The 16,684-nt window shown below is 59.5% G+C and carries 8 protein-coding genes and 1 pseudogene; 1 reads left to right on the forward strand and 8 read right to left on the reverse strand.

The genetic code is table 11. From position 1 onward, the window contains the following. Positions 1-11: 11 nt before the first annotated feature. The 8 genes from D8M23_RS08180 to D8M23_RS08220 all read right to left on the reverse strand — a co-directional run bounded on the left by D8M23_RS08180 (position 12) and on the right by D8M23_RS08220 (position 15,196). A complete protein-coding gene (locus D8M23_RS08180) occupies positions 12-1,367 on the reverse strand; it encodes a hypothetical protein (protein WP_126854374.1) in 1,356 nt (451 codons plus the stop codon). 753 nt (positions 1,368-2,120) lie between these two features. Continuing rightward, the gene (locus tag D8M23_RS08185) at positions 2,121-6,998 is read right to left on the reverse strand and encodes an NAD-glutamate dehydrogenase (RefSeq protein ID WP_390896168.1); all 4,878 of its coding nucleotides are present in this window, start codon (positions 6,996-6,998) and stop codon (positions 2,121-2,123) included. Positions 6,999-7,253: 255 nt separating this feature from the next. Next, entirely contained in the window at positions 7,254-8,225 is a 972-nt protein-coding gene (locus tag D8M23_RS08190) for a bile acid:sodium symporter family protein (protein ID WP_037236153.1), read from the reverse strand. 234 nt (positions 8,226-8,459) lie between these two features. Further along, positions 8,460-10,433 (reverse strand): M48 family metallopeptidase, encoded by a 1,974-nt coding sequence (locus tag D8M23_RS08195; protein WP_126854376.1) that lies wholly within the window; start codon positions 10,431-10,433, stop codon positions 8,460-8,462. Between the two features lie 455 nt (positions 10,434-10,888). After that, a complete protein-coding gene (locus tag D8M23_RS08200) occupies positions 10,889-12,160 on the reverse strand; it encodes a hypothetical protein (protein WP_126854377.1) in 1,272 nt (423 codons plus the stop codon). 585 nt (positions 12,161-12,745) lie between these two features. Continuing rightward, positions 12,746-13,882: an acetate/propionate family kinase gene (locus D8M23_RS08205; RefSeq protein WP_006888463.1), complete on the reverse strand. Its 1,137-nt coding sequence runs from the start codon at positions 13,880-13,882 to the stop codon at positions 12,746-12,748. 440 nt (positions 13,883-14,322) lie between these two features. Then, on the reverse strand, positions 14,323-14,724 hold the full coding sequence (locus D8M23_RS08215; RefSeq protein WP_006888560.1) for an ImmA/IrrE family metallo-endopeptidase: 402 nt from the start codon (positions 14,722-14,724) through the stop codon (positions 14,323-14,325). Beyond that, on the reverse strand, positions 14,717-15,196 hold the full coding sequence (locus D8M23_RS08220) for a helix-turn-helix domain-containing protein (protein WP_126854378.1): 480 nt from the start codon (positions 15,194-15,196) through the stop codon (positions 14,717-14,719). The genes D8M23_RS08215 and D8M23_RS08220 overlap by 8 nt, the downstream gene beginning before the upstream one ends. 691 nt (positions 15,197-15,887) lie before the next feature. Between D8M23_RS08220 and D8M23_RS08225 the strand changes: the two are divergent. Further along, a pseudogene (locus tag D8M23_RS08225) lies at positions 15,888-16,457 on the forward strand (peptidoglycan amidohydrolase family protein); the annotation flags it as partial. Positions 16,458-16,684 lie beyond the last annotated feature (227 nt).

A 16,684-nucleotide genomic window follows, 5' to 3' on the forward strand; every position in this document is an offset into this window, starting at 1 on the left:
TAGCGGGAAAGCTACCAGGCGAGCGCGCGACGCCAGAAGAGAGAATGCTCCGGCGAAGCCCACGCGCGACGGTAGAAGGTGTAGGCGATAATGGCGAGTATGGCCTCCCCCAGGATAAGGGGGAAGTAGCCGCCCTCGTTGGGCATAATGGCGAAGATGATGCATACCAGCACCAGGTGCGCCACACCGATAAGCTGAGAGATACGGTACAGGCCCATGAATTCGATCTGGTAGTTGCACAGGGTAACCACCAAGAACAGCCCGGCGGCAATAATGCCGGCGAACCCTACGGGGAACACGTGCGGGATGGCGACAAGCATGATCAGCCCGGTAATGACCGAGGCGAAAATGGCGACCGTGAGGCTGCGAACCATCGCGTAGTTCGACACGTGGGTTGCTTCTTTGGCGGTGTTGGTGACCTGGGCGAAGGGTTTCTCTTCGAAGGTGCTCCACAGTTTCTTAATGACGAGGTTCACCCGGTCTGCTTCGGCCACGAAGAAGTAGTTGTAGGCCAGCACGCACGGGATGAGACTGATGTAGATGGCGACCACGTTAATCTGCCCGTGGGCGGCGACGAACAGCACGTACTTATCAGCCCACAGCACCGAGCCGGTGAGGAACCCGCGCAGCGCATCCTGGGCCACATGAATAATGGGGGTGCGGCTGAATACTTTGAGCTGGCGGATGTTCTTGCGCAGGCACAGCAGCAGCACAATAATGCCTGCGGTGGGCGGCAGGAACCAGAAGATGGGGAAGAACAGCAGCGCCGCCGCGTACCCGAGCCAGGCGAAGAACCAGTCCACCTGGTTTTTAGCCAGGCTCGGCAGCACGAGCAGCTGCGCGAAGGCGAGGTTAAGCACGCTGAGTATGAGGTAGGAGACAACAGCGGATGCGCTCCAGCGCATGATAAAGACCAGCGGCAGCGCAAAGAGGATAATGAGGGGCAGGGTGGTCAGGTAAATGTATGGCCAGTTGCGGGCGAACGCGGCTACGTCGCTCACGCGCTGGTATGCGGGGGTTTTGAGGAGGGCTTTGAGCTGACGAACTTTTTCGACGGTACCTTCCTTGAGTTCCGTCTCAAGTCTTCCGGTGAGTTCTTGACGGTTTTTTGCGACCCGCTTGTGTTCTAGTTCGATGGCGCGGTAGATGGGCATACAGGCGGCCTGGCTGAGCCAGGGCACGGTGATGGATGCTGCAAGAATAACGTGTACGAGGGGTACGTCGCCGAGACGGTACTTGCCCAGCTCTGGTGTGACAACCGGGAAGACGACCATCAGCAGGGCGACGGGCGATACGTAGAGTAAAAAGTTGTAAAGAAGACGCAGTTTTTTACGCGTGGCGTCCTCTTGTGCGTCGGTGGGTGCCAAGGGAATATGCCTTTGTGGTTGGGGTAGTGGTTGAGTGTGGCTGGTTATAGTACTAGTCTACGGTGATTGCGAGCGAGACCTTCACACCCCGTGCGGGTGGGTGCACCGTGCAATGTGTGTAGTGTTGGCGGCTGGTGCTTGTCTCGCCTAAATATTGTTTTATCTGCGTCTGAGCCGGCTGCGGGCGGGCCTTTCCATCATGTTGTCCTCAAGGTATAGGCTTACGTTAACTTTCAGTCTTTACATGATATTAGCGCACACCGGGATGGTATTCATTAACCGGTATAAATGCGCGTGTTTATCGTTGGGTTTATTTCCGCGTAATTGCGGGTTTTACCTTGATTTCTAGAGTATTTTTCCTTCGGCGTGGTGTATTTAAATCTCCGCTTAACGGCGAATAAAATGAAATATTATTCGCACCACGTTTGTTTGACGTATTGTGTAAAACACCGTGCTAACTGCCTGCGGCAACAATCTCCAGACGTTTAATAATGCCCCCATACCCCCGTGGTACGTCAAATTGAGATTACCAATAAATCCCTTACTATGTGTGGGGTTTCACATTAAAAACCATATTTTTATGGCCTGCACCACCCGAAGGCGGGCGCGGGCGCCTTCCCGGCCCGCAGTGCACTTTCAAACCGGATGGGTGTCTCCTTGAAGACGGGCGCGGAGCACAGCGAAAGGCCCGGCACCCCGCTCTGTCGAGTGGGAGCACCGGGCCTTTTCAGCCTTATTCTGGCGGTAATGCCCCTAGGATGCGCTAGAGAGCGTGCGCAGAGCCACCGAAATCACGGCCAGACGCGGGTGCCCGGCCGGTGCCGGTTCAGCCTCACGGATTTCGGCGAGAACACGGTCAATATTGCCCACACGGGTCGGGTGGTTCTCAACCCATTCCTGAAGCGCCAGCTGCGCCCCGGCGGGGGTGTGCGTCTCATGCTTACCGTTCTCAGACGCCACAGAGATCGCCAGCTCGGCGGCGGTCTCGTACAGGCTGCCGCGCATCGCCTGACGTGCCAGGGTCTCCCAGCGGTCATTACGCGGCAGCTCGCTGATCAGGCCCAGCAGCTGATCCACCTTGAACCGGTCGTAGGATGCGAAATAGATCGGCGCCAGCTCGGTTGCACCCAGGCTGTTGTCCCGTGCGGAACGGATAACGTCCATGAGGGCGTAACCTTCGAACCCGCGAATCCAGATGACGATAAGATCCTCCGGCAGGCCCCACTCTTCACCGAGCACACGCTTAGCGCGCACCCGCTCACGGGAAGCTTCCGAGAGGTATTCAGGCAGGTTGTGGCGCAGGGAGACAACCTCACCGAAGTTCTGCAGCATCTGGCCGATGCTGATGCCGGCAACCACGCCGCGCTCAGCAATCAGCCAGCGCACCACGCGGTCCAGCACACGCTGGTTATCACGCAGTACCGTGTACCATGCCTCCAGGTCGGTGGTGGCCGGCAGTGCACGGTGCAACGCGGCGGACTTGCCAAGCTCGAACAGTTCGCGGGCCACAATAAAGGCACGCGCCACAGAGTCCACACCAACATTGGTTTCTTCCGTCACACGGTAAGCGAAGGTAATACCGCCCAGGTTCACCATCTCGTTGGCGACGCGGGTGCAGATAATCTCCTTACGCAGCGGGTGTGATTCCAGGTACTCGCCGAAACGCTCCACCAGGGCTGCCGGGAAGTACTCGTGCAGTACCCCGCTCAGGTAGGGATCGTCCGCGAAATCGGTTTGCTCCAGGGCGTGCGTGAGGTAAATCTTCACGTAGGCGGCCAGCACCGACAGCTCGGGGCGGGTCAGGCCCAGCCCGGTCGCCTCAAAACGCGCCTGCAGCTGCTTATCCGTGGGCAGGAATTCGACCTTGCGGTTCAGCCCTGCGTTCGCCTCCAGGTGGCGCATCAGGCGCTTGTACACGTTAATGCCCAGGAACGTCTCGTGGAACTCACCCTGCAGCAGCACGTTCTGCTCAATATTGGTTTCAAGCACCTTAGCACCCACCTCGTCCCGCAGGGACTCAATGAAGTCGGCGCGCTCTTCAGCGGCAAGCTCACCGCCGGTCACCAGGCGATCCACCAGGATCTTAATGTTCACCTCGCGGTCGGAGGTCTCCACACCGGCGGAGTTGTCGATCGCGTCAGTATTAATGATGATGCCGTTCTCGGCGGCCTCCACACGGCCCAGCTGGGTGAAGCCCAGGTTGCCGCCCTCACCCACGATCTTGGCGCGCAGCTCGTTACCGTTCACGCGCAACGCGTCGTTGGCTTTATCGCCCACCTGCAGGTTGTCCTCGGTGGATGCCTTCACGTAGGTGCCGATACCGCCGTTGTAGAGCAGGTCAACCGGTGCCTTCAGAACCGCCGCGAGCAGCTGCGGGGGCGCCAGTTCGGTCACGTCCTCGCCCAGGCCCAGGGCTTCACGAACCTGCGGGGTGATCTCAATCGACTTGGCGCTGCGCGAGTACACGCCGCCGCCAGCGGAAATCAGCTCACGGTTGTAGTCCTGCCATGAGGAGCGCGGCAGGTTGTACAGGCGCACGCGCTCTTCAAACGAAATCGCCGCATCCGGGTTTGGGTCTAGGAAAATGTCGCGGTGGTCGAAGGCAGCAACCAGGCGGGTCTTCTGCGAGAGCATCATGCCGTTGCCGAACACGTCACCAGACATATCACCAATGCCGACGGCGGTGAATTCCTCCGCCTGGCAGTCATGGCCCAGCTCCGCAAAGTGGCGCTTGACGGACTCCCACGCGCCGCGGGCGGTAATGCCCATCGCCTTGTGGTCGTACCCGACCGAGCCGCCGGATGCGAACGCATCGCCCAGCCAGAACCCGTACTCGGCGCTGATCGCGTTTGCGGTATCGGAGAATGCGGCGGTTCCCTTATCAGCGGCGACCACCAGGTAGTAGTCGTCCCCGTCGCGGGCCACAATACCTTCGGGGCGTACCACGGTCTCGGTGCCGTCAGCAGACACCTTGAGGTTGTCGGTCACATCCAGCAGGGAGCGGATGAACACCTTGTAGGATTCGCGGCCCTCAGCGATCCAGGCGTCACGATCCACGGCCGGATCCGGCAGCTGCTTGGGGTAGAAACCACCCTTGGCACCGGTGGGAATAATCACGGCGTTCTTCACCATCTGCGCCTTGACCAGGCCCAGCACCTCGGTGCGGAAGTCGTCGCGGCGATCCGACCAGCGCAGGCCGCCGCGGGCCACGTCGCCGAAGCGCAGGTGCACGCCCTCCACGCGCGGGGAGTACACGAAAATCTCGTACTTGGGGTGCGGCAGGGGCGCGAAAATGAGTTCCTCGGAGGCGACCTTAAACGCCAAGGATTCACGGTTAAGGTACGCGTTGGTGCGCAGCACGGCGCGGATCACGCGGGTCAGTGACCGCAGGTAGCGGTCGGCGTCCAAAGTGGGGATCTTATTGAGCTCTTCACGCAGGCGCTCAATCAGCTCGGCGCGCTTAGCCTCACGGGCCTCGTCGGTGAGCCCGTTCTTCGGGTTAAAGCTGGTGTGGAAGAAGTCCACCAGCAGCAGGGTGACGGCGGAGTTCGCCAGCAGGGTGTTCGACATGAACGAGGGGGTGTACCCCAGACCCAGCTGAATCAGGTAGTGGTTAAAGGCGCGGAATAGGCTCGCCTCCTGCCAGGTGAGGCCCTCCACCAGGATCAGCCTATCGAGCGTGTCAGATTCGCGCTGGCCCAGCAGGTAGGCGTTCAGCGCGTCCTCGTAGAGCGAGGCGACTTCCTCGGGGTCCACACCCTCGGGGAATTCCACACCGAAGTCGTACAGGTAGACGCGTGAACCGTCTTCCCTGGTGAGTTCGGAGGGGTTCTGATCGGCGACGATCAGGCCCATGTTCTGCATGACGGGCAGAAGCTCGGTGAGGGTGTGGGGACTGGTCAGGTAGGTCTTCAGGCGGGTGACGTTGCCTGCGCCGTTTTCAACTTTGATAGCGGCGGGCTTAGTGGTCTCAGCCATTAGAGATTCAAAAGTCACGATATCCTCAATTGCATTTTCTACTTCGTATTCGGCACGGTAGGCCATGGGTGCGGCTTCCGCCCAGGCGGCGGCCAGGCGGCGGCCCTCAATGCCGGGTTTGAGCGTCTCAAGTGCGGCGGCGGTGGCTTCCGCCCAGGAGCGGGTGGCCGTCTGCAGCCGCTTTTCGAGAGCGCTAATATCCGTTTCCGGCACAACCGTGGGGTCGGTGAGCCGGATACGGAAAAATATACGGGCCAGCGACGACGACGAGAGGTAAATCTGGTAGTCGATGGCCTGCAGGTCAAACTCCTCACGGAATACCTGCTGGATGCGGTTAAGCACGGTGGTGTTGAACCGATCACGCGGAAGGTACACGACCGCGGTAATGAACCGGTCAAACCGGTCCACACGTAAAAACAACCGGGTTTTACGGCGCTCTTCCAGCCCCATAATCCCTTTGAAAGTTTCGGTGAGGAAATCCACCGACGCCTGAATCAGCTCAAGGCGCGGGTAGTCTTCAATAGCGCCAATCAGCGCCTTATCGGAGTGGGAGCCGGGGTGGAACCCTAGACGACGGCGAACCATGGCGATCCGCTCACGAATCAACGGCGTCTCAACAGCCGGCAGTGAGTACGCCTGCCGGGAAAACAGCCCCAGGATGACGTACTCGCCCACCACCCGGCCGGTGGCATCAAAACGGCGCACCCCCACATAGTCGAGGTAGTCGATGCGCCCCACAGTGGAGCGGGTGTTCGCTTTCGTCACGTACAGCGGGCGGGGCATAAGAGCACGGTCCAGCGCCTTCCCGGAGAGGGCGATACTGTGCTTGCCCTCGGTGGAACGCAGGATACCCAAGGCACTGCCGGGCTTGTCAACAAGCTCAAACCCTGCAGCGCCCGAGGTGAGCACGCGCTCTTTCACGCCGAGGAACAGGAAATTCCCGCGGGTCAGCCAGCGCAGGAACTCCTGGCAGGCAATAACCCTCGCGGCTGGCTCGTTCCCGCCGGGGTGGGCGTTGAACGATTCCTGCCCGTCACCAAGGGTGACCCCGCGCAGGGCATCCATGGAGGTGATGATGTTATTGACCTGCAGGATCATTTTCTCCTTATCGCGGGCAGCAGCGTGCACGTCGGAGAGTGTTTTCGTCACGCCCTCACGCAGCGTCTGAACCCGTTCGGCGCTCAGGTGCCTGGTCAGCCGTAACGCAATCCACGACTCCACGGCCACGGTTGAACCGGGCGGGGCATCTTCTGAGAGTTTCAGGGCGGGGATCCCCAAGGTGGCGGTGTCGCCGCTGGCTACGGGCTTATCGACCCCGGTGCCGCGCACAACCAGCAGGTTACCGTCGGGGCCGCGCTCAACCACGAAGAGGGGATGGAAGATCGACTCGATACCGCCGAACTCAGAGGAAACATAGGCGGTGATGGAGCTTACCAGGTGCGGCATGTCGTCATTTACGATGAGCACCATGGTGGAATGTTCGGTATCGTGCACCTCAATCAGGGGAGTGCCGGGTGCGCGTGTCTGCGCCAGCTCACGGTGGGTGCGGGCCAGCGCCTCCAATTGCGCCGAGGTGTAGCCTTCGCGGTCGGTGTCTGGGCTGTTGTGGAAGTATTGCTCTATCCATGCATCGGCGCCAGAGTAGCGTCCCATAGCGTTGTCACTCACTGACAAGGTATGCCTCCGAAGTTCTATCACTTCACTGTGACGGTGTGTCTGTTATCTGCGCTTGCGCGTGTAACCTAACTCAAGCTTATACCTATTCTGCCTGCATTCTCTTCAAAATGCACGACTAGTCCCCGAATTTTCTAGCTCAGGGCGAAGAACAGCACCATATTTCGGCTCCGAAATATACGGTGTGCAAGCAGGTCTCTCACATGGTGGAATCCACGCCGTGGGTGCCCCTAATTATGAGGAGGTAAGCCCCAGGGTGCGGCTGTAGCGGGTTGCGAGCCAGGTGCACATCATTAGCTGCACCTGGTGGAACACCATCAGCGGCAGCATCAATAACCCGAGCGAGCCGGAACCGAAAATAATAATCGCCATGGGCAGGCCCGCCGCCAGAGACTTCTTCGACCCGCAAAATTGGATGGTGATGCGGTCCGCACGGCTAAACCCGAGCTTTCGGGCGATCACGTCGGTCACCCACAGCATGAACGCAACCATGAGCGCCGTAATAACCACCAGCAGCACAATCTGCCACCAGTCCACGCGCGTCCACACCCCCTGCACCACCGAGGCTGAAAACGCCGAATAGACGATCATCATGACCGAGAACTTATCGAGCCACTTGGTGGTGGGTTTCTTCGCGAACTCCCCCACCCACCGCCGGGTGAGCTGCCCCAGCAGAAACGGCAGGAACAGCTGAATAGCAATATCAAGGAACACGCTGCCGGAGATCGCCACATGGTCGCTGTTCATGAGCAGCATCGCTAAGAGCGGGGTGGCAAGCACCCCCACAATACTTGAGAGGGACGCGCTGACAATCGCCGCCGCCACATTCCCCCCAGCAATGGACGTAAAGGCGATTGATGCCTGCACCGTTGAGGGCACGAGCGTCAGGAACAGCAGCCCCAGGTACAGCCCGTCACCAAGCACGAACCGCAGCGGGTAAAGCGCCAACCCGAACAGGGGGAAAAGCACGAAGGTGCAGGTGAGAATCATGGCGTGAAGCCGCCAATGCGCCAGCCCTTTGAGGGCCTCACTGGTGGAAAGGCGCGCACCGTACAGGTAGAACAGCAGCGCCACAGCAAACTTGGTTCCGGTGCTAAACCATGCGGCGAAGTCCCCGCGTGCCGGGATAAAAATCGCCAGTATCACGGCGGTAATGAGCATGACGATAAGCGCATCGGGGCGTTTTCCCTTGAGTTTGCTGAGCATGACCCCATTCTACTCGCACCCCAGGCGCCTTAGAGCTCCGGAACGCACCGGTGTGCCTGCATCGCGGCGCCTTCACGCGGCGCTTTCCCTGCCGTGTATACCGCACCGAGCGCCCGGTGTTACCCGGGGCGTTTATGCGCTGTGGTACGCGGCGGCCGCCTCACAGTACCTGCAAGACGGCCGCGCACTGCCCCGCAATATCAGGGCACAACGTATATTCAGTTTTTAGAATATTTAATCGGTGGAGGATCCGTCGAAATCCGTTGAAAAGCCGAAATCCGTCCCGGAGTCTGACCCGCTATCCGTACTGACGTCCGAGCTGGAACCTGAATCGTAATCTGCGGCAGAGCCTGCGCAGGAGTCCCCCGCAGAGTCGCCGGTATCGGCGGACGCGTCAGTGTCCGAACACGTGGCATCAGGCTCAGCCGGGGTTTGTTCAACTGGGGTTTGTTCAACTGGGGTTTCTGATTCGGCGGGTCCAGAGCCTGCCTGCGGGTCAATACCGTACGGAACGTGGGCCTGCTGCTGTGCGCTTTCACCATCGTGCTGCGGTGCCATTGAGCCATCCTGCCCCGTTGGCACATAGTACCCGTAGCCCCGCCCAGGCTGAGGCTGCTGCGGCTGACCGGGGCGGCTCGGAGCAACCTGCGAACCGGGGTCGTAGCCGTACGGCTGCTGCATCTGCCCAGCGCCGCCTGGTTGTGCACCTGGTTGTGCAGTACCCGGCTGAGCACCGCCGGGCTGCTGCCCGGGCTGCACATAGTATCCGTAGGTGCCCTGCTGCGGCCCGGGCTGTGCGGGCTGCTGCGGCTGCGGGTACTGTTGCGGTTGCGGCTGTGCCTGGTTTGGCTGGTACGGCTGAGGCTGCCTCGGCTGCGGTGCTGGGCCGTACCCGGGCGGCTGCCACATGGGCTGCTGCCCGCCGCTGGCGGCGTACTGCTCCCACCGGGAGGCGTAGGCGGCGCGGGCAGCCGCATCCTGCCACCCGGTGTATAGGGTGCCCTCGAACTTCGGTGCGCCCTCGGGGTTGGGTGGGGTGTGCAGCTGCACGGTGTCCAGGCTGTAGTTCTCCCAGGCAGGCTTCTGTTCCTGCATAAACGCGTCCGCCTGCAGCGGGTCGGGCCACAGCGGCACCGGCTCGGAGGAGGGGATGAGCGCGGGCACCGAGGGCGGGTTATAGGTGGGCCGCCAGAAGAGGCGCCCCGGTTCTTGGCGGTTGCGGATCGCGTGGGCGCGCCAGGTCAGCACCGGGTGGGAGGAGATGAGGTTAACGAACCATACGGCCAGTCCCCCGTCGGTGACGGCACGGTCGGCGAACTCGTCAAAGTTCACCTGCTTGTTCAGGTACTTACCGCCGGCGAGCACTTTCATGCCTCCCCTGGCGCCATCGGGTGAGAGGCGGTAACCAAAGTTGTCGGCGGTGTACTCCTGCGCGCGTGAAAGCGCCTGCCCAACAACGGGCAGCCGCATAAAACTATTGGTGAACAGCAGCCGGAAATAGCTCACGTGGCCTGCGGCGATATGCCCCACCTCGTGCCCGATGACGTAGCGCAGCGCCTCGGGGTCACGGGTTTTACCGCCAACCTCGAACATGTCGGAGTATACGCAAATGTAGCGGCGGAACCCGTGGCCGGCGGCGAAGGCGTTCAGCGTGCCGTTGCCGCTAATAACGTAGGCGTCGGGGACGCGGCGCAGACCAGCAGCGCGGGCGGCCTCAACGACCATCTGGTACCCCTCAGGGAACTGGGTGGGAGACATGCGGATGCCGCGCACGCGCTGCTGTGCGTAGAGTATGGCACGCGCAATGTAGATGAGCAGCGGCCCCAGCACCAGCAGCACCACGAACTGTTGGAGGTACTCCTGCATGTAGTATTCGGCGGATCCGGTACGCGGGTAATCACCGAAATCCCTCAGGGAGTCCCTGCTGTCTATCACGAGCAGGAAGGATTCGATAATGAAAACGATCAGACCAATGTACGAGATGAGGGTAAACGAGTAGGCGGCAATGAGCCAGGGCAGCTCACCGGGGTGCCGCAAACCGTTGACAGCCTTATACGGCAGCAGGCTTTGAAATCCCCAGAATTTAGGGGCGGGTAGCGGGCTGGTGGGGGTTTGCCGTTTGTCTTCGGGCAGCCACCCTTGACTGAGGTCGTTGGGCAGGCCGCCCCCACCGGCGGGGTTCGGCTGGTCCGGTCCGTGCTGGGTCATGCAGTAGTCCAGTTCTTGGTGTCTTTTTGTCTTTATCCCAACTGTACCGTGTTTCTTTGAGGGCGGGTACACGGTTGGCGGCTCTCTCACGGCACTTTAGGGTGGGCCGCGCCGGGGTGTGTTGTCCGGCCATGACCGCGCGGTGGGTGCTGCCGCTCGGGTAGGGTAGAAGGGTGGATGCTCAGAGAATCAGCGTAGAGGCCCGCTTGCGCCGCCTCCCACTGCGTACCGTGCGACTAGGTGTGCGCGGTTTCAAGCGTGTGGTGCGGCCGCATATGAATAGCACAAGGGGCGGCCCGCCGCCGGCGCTCGTTACCTCACCGGCGGGAACCGCCCCTAGCCTTTAAGTTATGGGGATGTTCCGAAGAATACAGGGCACCTTACAACCCTGTACCACTCTCGCTCTACTACAACACTCGCTCCATTACACCCCCATAACTTCTGGTCCTGCTTGTTTAGCAGTACCAGAACTTAATGGCGCCGTGGATGCGCTGACCGACCACGCCCCAGTTTTCTCCGGGCACGATCACGCCTTTTTCGACTGTTTTATCCACGTAGCTGCCGCCCGCGCCGCCGCCTGCACCGAATGCGCCCGCGCTGAACGCTCCGGTGGGCCGGGTGATACCTTTGCTGGTTTCACCTTTGGCGTGGTCCTGTGCGGGCGTGCTTTTCGCCGAGTCTTTAGTTTCTTCAGGGGCCGATACGCCGGGTGCGGTTCCGCCTTCACCCTGGTATGCGGCCAGTGCGGCCACTGACCCTGACCCGCCGCCGCCGTAGCCGCCTCCACCGGTGCCGGAGTGCACAATGGTGGCGAGGGTTTCAGCGCCGAGGGTCACGCTGGAGTACTGTGCGGAGCTTTGCGCACCGTCAGCTTTGCGGTCGTCGCCGGCTTTGCCGCCTTTCTGGCCCGCAATGGTGTTATTGACGATGCTCACCCCTTGGGATGATTCGGCGTGGATAGCCCCGCCGCTGGGGAGCTGCAGCGTCGGGTTGGGGCCGCCTTGGCCGCCGTCTCCGGTGGGCTCACCGCCCTGACCACCGTTGGCGGGGATGGCCGCCGAGGTGTCGTTGACGAAGGTTGCTGCCGTACTGGCTGCCGCGTTTGCTTTTTCACCGCCCGAGCCGCCGTAGATCGGCTCGTTCATCTGCCAGTACAGGTCTTGGTTGTCGTTTGAGCGCTGGTTAATGAGGATGCCAGCGCCGCCACCGGCGCCAGCGACCACGAGGGGCTCGTTATTGAAGAGGATGGCGGATGCGCCGCCACCGGTGGGGCCAAAGAATTCTTTAGCATTTTCACCGGCCCTGTCGGTGAGGGAGGGACCGTGGGCGCCTCCGCTGCCGTAGCCTTTGCCGGGTTTTACGCTGTTGCCGCGGTTGTAGCCTCCGCCTTCGCCAGCAATAAAGGTGAATTTTCCGGTGCCGTTAAGGCGCACGCTGCCTTTAACGGTTGTACCCGCACCGCCTATACCGGTGATGCCGGTGGAGTCATCACTGAATGAGCCGCCTGCGGCTCCGGTGACTTCAAAGTGCAGTTCTTTGGCGTCTGCGGGGACGTCCCACACGAGTTCTTGTGCGTAGTTTTCGTGTTTTTTCAGCCCGCCTTTGCTCTGGTCGGGCAGGCACTCGGTAGATGATGCATACGCCGGGACTGCGGTGGTGGCTAGCACTGCCGGAGCTGACCACGCTGCCCCTGCCACAAGTTTGCGGCGTGAAATATTGTTATTCATCCGTATTCTCTTATCTATCGGCGCTACTTTTTTATTGCGGCCGCTGATAATACATGAAGTGTAACGAGGTCGGGGGTTCCGCTTTCTTGCGGATACTGCCCTAATGCATTATCTGCCGCTTCTGACCCCTTTAGTCTAGCAGTATAATTCTTCGCTTTTTTGCGTTTTGTGCATTCTATGTGCGGTATCACTAAATATTTTTAGAGGGCCTTCACGCGGGGGCTTTGGGCGGCTTTCCCCCGTCATACCGCGACTTTAGGGGAACCACCCCAGTCGGAATAACGAAACATGCAGAATGTGTAAATATGCAGAATATTTATTACTTTTACACCACAAAATACCGTAAAAAATGGAATATTTTACCCATAAAGTATTCATATTTTAGAAATAAAAATAGCATTCTCAAGAATATTTAATCATAGTTGCCACGGAATATAGTGCGAGGGTATTCACTAAAACTTTATACATTTAAAGCCCGGCGCCTCCCCTTCTGCGGGAAGGCACCGGGCTTTAAACCGGGGCGACACGCTACACTGCGGCAGCCTTCGCTTGTCAGCAGCTTATACGTGTGCTACAAGGTTACGGTTATGCGCGTACCAGTTCTTCGGTGGCTTCGGCGATCGCCTTCTCCTCGTTGGTGGGGATGACGAACACGGCAATGCTCGAATCCTCGGTCGAGATCAGGCGCGGTTCGGGGGAACGCTTCATGTTCTCTTCCTCGTTGTAACGAATGCCCAACGGTGCCAAGCGGTCCAGCACCAGCTTGCGGAAGTCGCCGGAGTTCTCGCCAATACCTGCGGTGAAAATAAGCGCCTGCGCGCCGCCAACCACCAGGTTGTAGCCGCCGATGTACTTCATCAGGCGGTATGCGGTCATATCCAGGGCCAGCTGTGCACGCTCATCGCCCGACTGCGCAGACTCCACCACCTTACGCATATCGTTGGAACCCGCCAGTGCCAGCAGGCCGGACTCCTTGTTGAGAATGGTATCCAGGCGTTCCGCATCGATCTCGGGGTCGCGGGTGAGAATCGTGGTCAGCGCGGAGGGGTCAATATCGCCCGAACGGGTACCCATCACCAGGCCAGCCAGCGGGGTGTAGCCCATTGAGGTATCCACGGACTTTCCGCCCTTCACAGCGGTCACGGATGCGCCATTGCCCAGGTGCGCCACCACACCGTTAAATTCGTCGCGGGCAATACCGAGCATATCTGCGGCAACGTGGGAGACGTATTCGTGGCTGGTGCCGTGGAAGCCGTAGCGGCGAATGCTGTACTTATCAGCCAGGTCATAAGGAATAGCGTAACGCCAGGCGTGCTCGGGCATGGTCGAGTGGAATGCGGTATCGAACACGGCAACCTGCGGCAGGTCGGGCCAGGTGTGGAAGGCGGCACGCATACCCTTCACGTGCGCGGGGTTGTGCAGCGGCGCAAGCGGGGACAGCGCATCGATCTCGTCGATCACCTGCTCGTTGAGCAGCACGGGGTGGGTGAACTTCTCGGCACCCTGCACCACACGGTGGCCGATAGCCTGCAGTTCGCGGCCGTGCAAAACGTCTTTAAGCTTGTCAGCCATCATATGCAGGGCGACTTCGTGGTCGGGAACGTCAGTACCGATGTTTTCAATGAGACCGGAGGTGAGCATCTGCTCTGCTTCGGGGGCGGAGGTGTCACGCACCTGGTATTTGAGAGATGAGGAACCTGCGTTCACAACAAGAATAAGCATGGGTTTTTAGTTTCTTTCTGAAATAAGTTGGGTTAGCCCCAATCGTCGTCCTTTATATCCTACTTGAGGTGTGGGCCAACGAGCCAGATTCCGCAGGCAGCGGGTATTTGGTCCGAGCAGCGAAGAAAATACCCTCTTTCGGGCTACTATCCTCTGCCTACAAGATACCCATGAGTGGCTTTGGGGCAGTGTGCTAAGCTGGTTTTATCTTTATGAGTTATGCCTTATATAAGGCAAGAGAGGCTAGTAGCTGCAACTGCTAGCCCCTCTCTAGGAGTAGGGTGTTACCTCAGACTTTTAAGCCAGGCTGAGGTAAAGCCTACGGTGTAGGAAACGGCTTGAGCCGCTCCATCAGTAAGCGCGAAGCTTACGAGGAGTGCTTGAGCCGTTTTTCTACTATAGGGCAGGGTGAAGGGTGCCTAGACCAGGGCAGGTGGGTGTTAGGCGTGGGCTGCGGTGAACGGGTGCGCATCCAGGTAGATGGCGAGCAGTTCGTCGGTCACATCCAGCTCATAGGCGAGCGCGGAGAGGTTATCTGGGTAGAACGCGGCGGCGCGGCGCAGTATAACCGGGTCGATGAGGTTTTCGGCGGCTTTCAGGTCGCAGGCGCGTTCCCGGCGGGCGCTGTATAGGGCGTCCCAGGCGTCGTGTTCATCGCCGCGGGTGGCGTGCACAAGTTCGTGGGCGAGTACGGAGCGTTCTTGCCGGGTGAGCATGCCTTCCCGCAGGATAATGGTGCGGCTGGCGTGGTCGTAGCGGCCAAGTATCCCCTGCCCTGGGGTTCCCCAGATAATGTCTACCCCGAGCGCGTGTGCGTGCGTGTAGGGGTCGTAGTTAGGCACCGAAGAATCCCTCCTCACTGTCGTAGGGTTCGCCGCGTTTTGCCGCGAGGGCGTAGTTGTCGGCGGTGTATTCGTTCTCTGTTGCGGTGGGTGCGCCGCCGGTGGGGGCCGAGGCTGAGGGTGTGGGCGGCGCACTGGCGGGTGCTGCGGCGGGTTGCGGCGTGGCGGGTGATACTGGGGTGGTGTTCATGCGGCGCAGGACTTCGCCCATGAGGTCTTCGTTGGAGACGTCTCGGATGGAGCCGCCCACGCGCAGGGAGTTGGCGCGGTCGGCGGTGATGAGCCCGCTTTCTACCATGAGGTCAAGCAGGTCGAGGCTGTAGCGGTCGGCTATTTTAACGAGGGTTTCTACATCCATAACTCCCGCGCCGGAGAAGCGCCGCTGAATAGCGTTGTGGTTCATGCCGAGTTCGGCGGCGAGCGCCCGCTGGGAGAGTCCTGTCTTGTATTTAATGTAGTCACCGATAGCCATGCCACCAGTGTAACAGAGTGGTTCATTTTGTGTGTCACACACCCTGGGTTTTCAGGCATACCGCCCGAATATTTGAGACTTTCACCCCTTTATGCAAGAATTTTTCTACCGTAATGCATGACTTTTTCTTTCAACTGGGGTATGCTGGATGCTGGCTCCAGCACCCTGCACAACACCCCGCGGCTCATCAGCACCCGGTTCGCCCCGCCCCCTTCCAGAGAACGCACTATGTCAATCACCAAGGAGAGCAATATGTCACGTTTAAACAACACACCTCAACATGCCTCTCACCGTCTGCGGTGGGTGGGCCACCTCGTCACTTTTCTTCCTGCGCTGATAACCGTCCTGCAGGCGTACGGGATACTGACCGGGGAGCAGGTAAACGCCTGGGTCGCCCTGGCAATAACTGTGCTGCGGGTATGGCTACAACAACGTGCCACGCAAAAACCCCGTACGGATAACAGCCCCTCTTGTTCCGAACAGCGAGGGAAAAGGTGACCTCCCCTGCGCACGCACACAGCCCGGGTTGCGCCCTACTCCACGTTCTATCTAGAAGACTTTTTTGCATTCAGAAGCGTATATCTCTTCTGAATGCAAAAAAGTCTTCTAGATAGAGCCGCCACAGGATGCGGTAGCATGAGTAGCGAATCATCTACTATGACAGAGAGCTTTATAGCACCCTAGCTCCTACGACTGTAGCTCGGCAGTGTATTTCGCCTTGAAGCATGCAGGTATGCTTCCGGCAAACACCGCTATTGGTAATACTGATAGTCTTTTTGGTTCGTTGGAGCGTGCCGGGTGGACTCAGGTGCGGGCAGATGCCAGCGGCAACATTCCGGCACGCCGTGGCGACGTGTTTATCTGGGGCGTTCGTGGCGCATCCAGCGGAGCAAGTGGTCATACCTGCTTCTTCTGCAACGACTCGGATAATATTATTCATTGCAACTACGGGTTTAATGGGATTACCGTTAACCCGCATGACGTGATTTGGGGGTACAACGGTCGTCCCGCCGTGACAATTTACCGTCCTCCGGCAGAGGGGCCTTCTGCCGATGAGGTGTACCGCGATACCCGCCGTGCTGTTGATGATGTGCTGAACACTGAGTTTGTTCGTCAGGGTGAGAACACCAAGGAAAAGTTCAAGCCCAATAACAAGACCACTCCCCGTGCCATTATCGAATGGTCAGACGAGAACTTCCTGCGCGTACAGAAACGTCTTGATGAGGTTGACCGCACGCTGCACAGCACCCAGGCTGAGTAGGCTTCTTCTCTGTATCAGATCGAGCAGAAAGTAAACGGTACATGGGATGGCATTTTCGTCACCTCCACCGCTGGCGCTGAAAAGCACCCTGGTATTCTGCCTCTGTTGGAAAAGATCGCGCATGCAGAGGGTGTGATTTAGCCTCCTTCTAGGTACGGTATCCATCCTTTACGGAAGCCCCCTCGGACTCTCACAGTCGTGAGAGCCCGAGGGGATTTTTGTTGTTT

It is taken from the genome of Rothia sp. HSID18067 (assembly GCF_003989445.1).
GTDB classification, from domain to species: Bacteria; Actinomycetota; Actinomycetes; order Actinomycetales; family Micrococcaceae; genus Rothia; species Rothia aeria.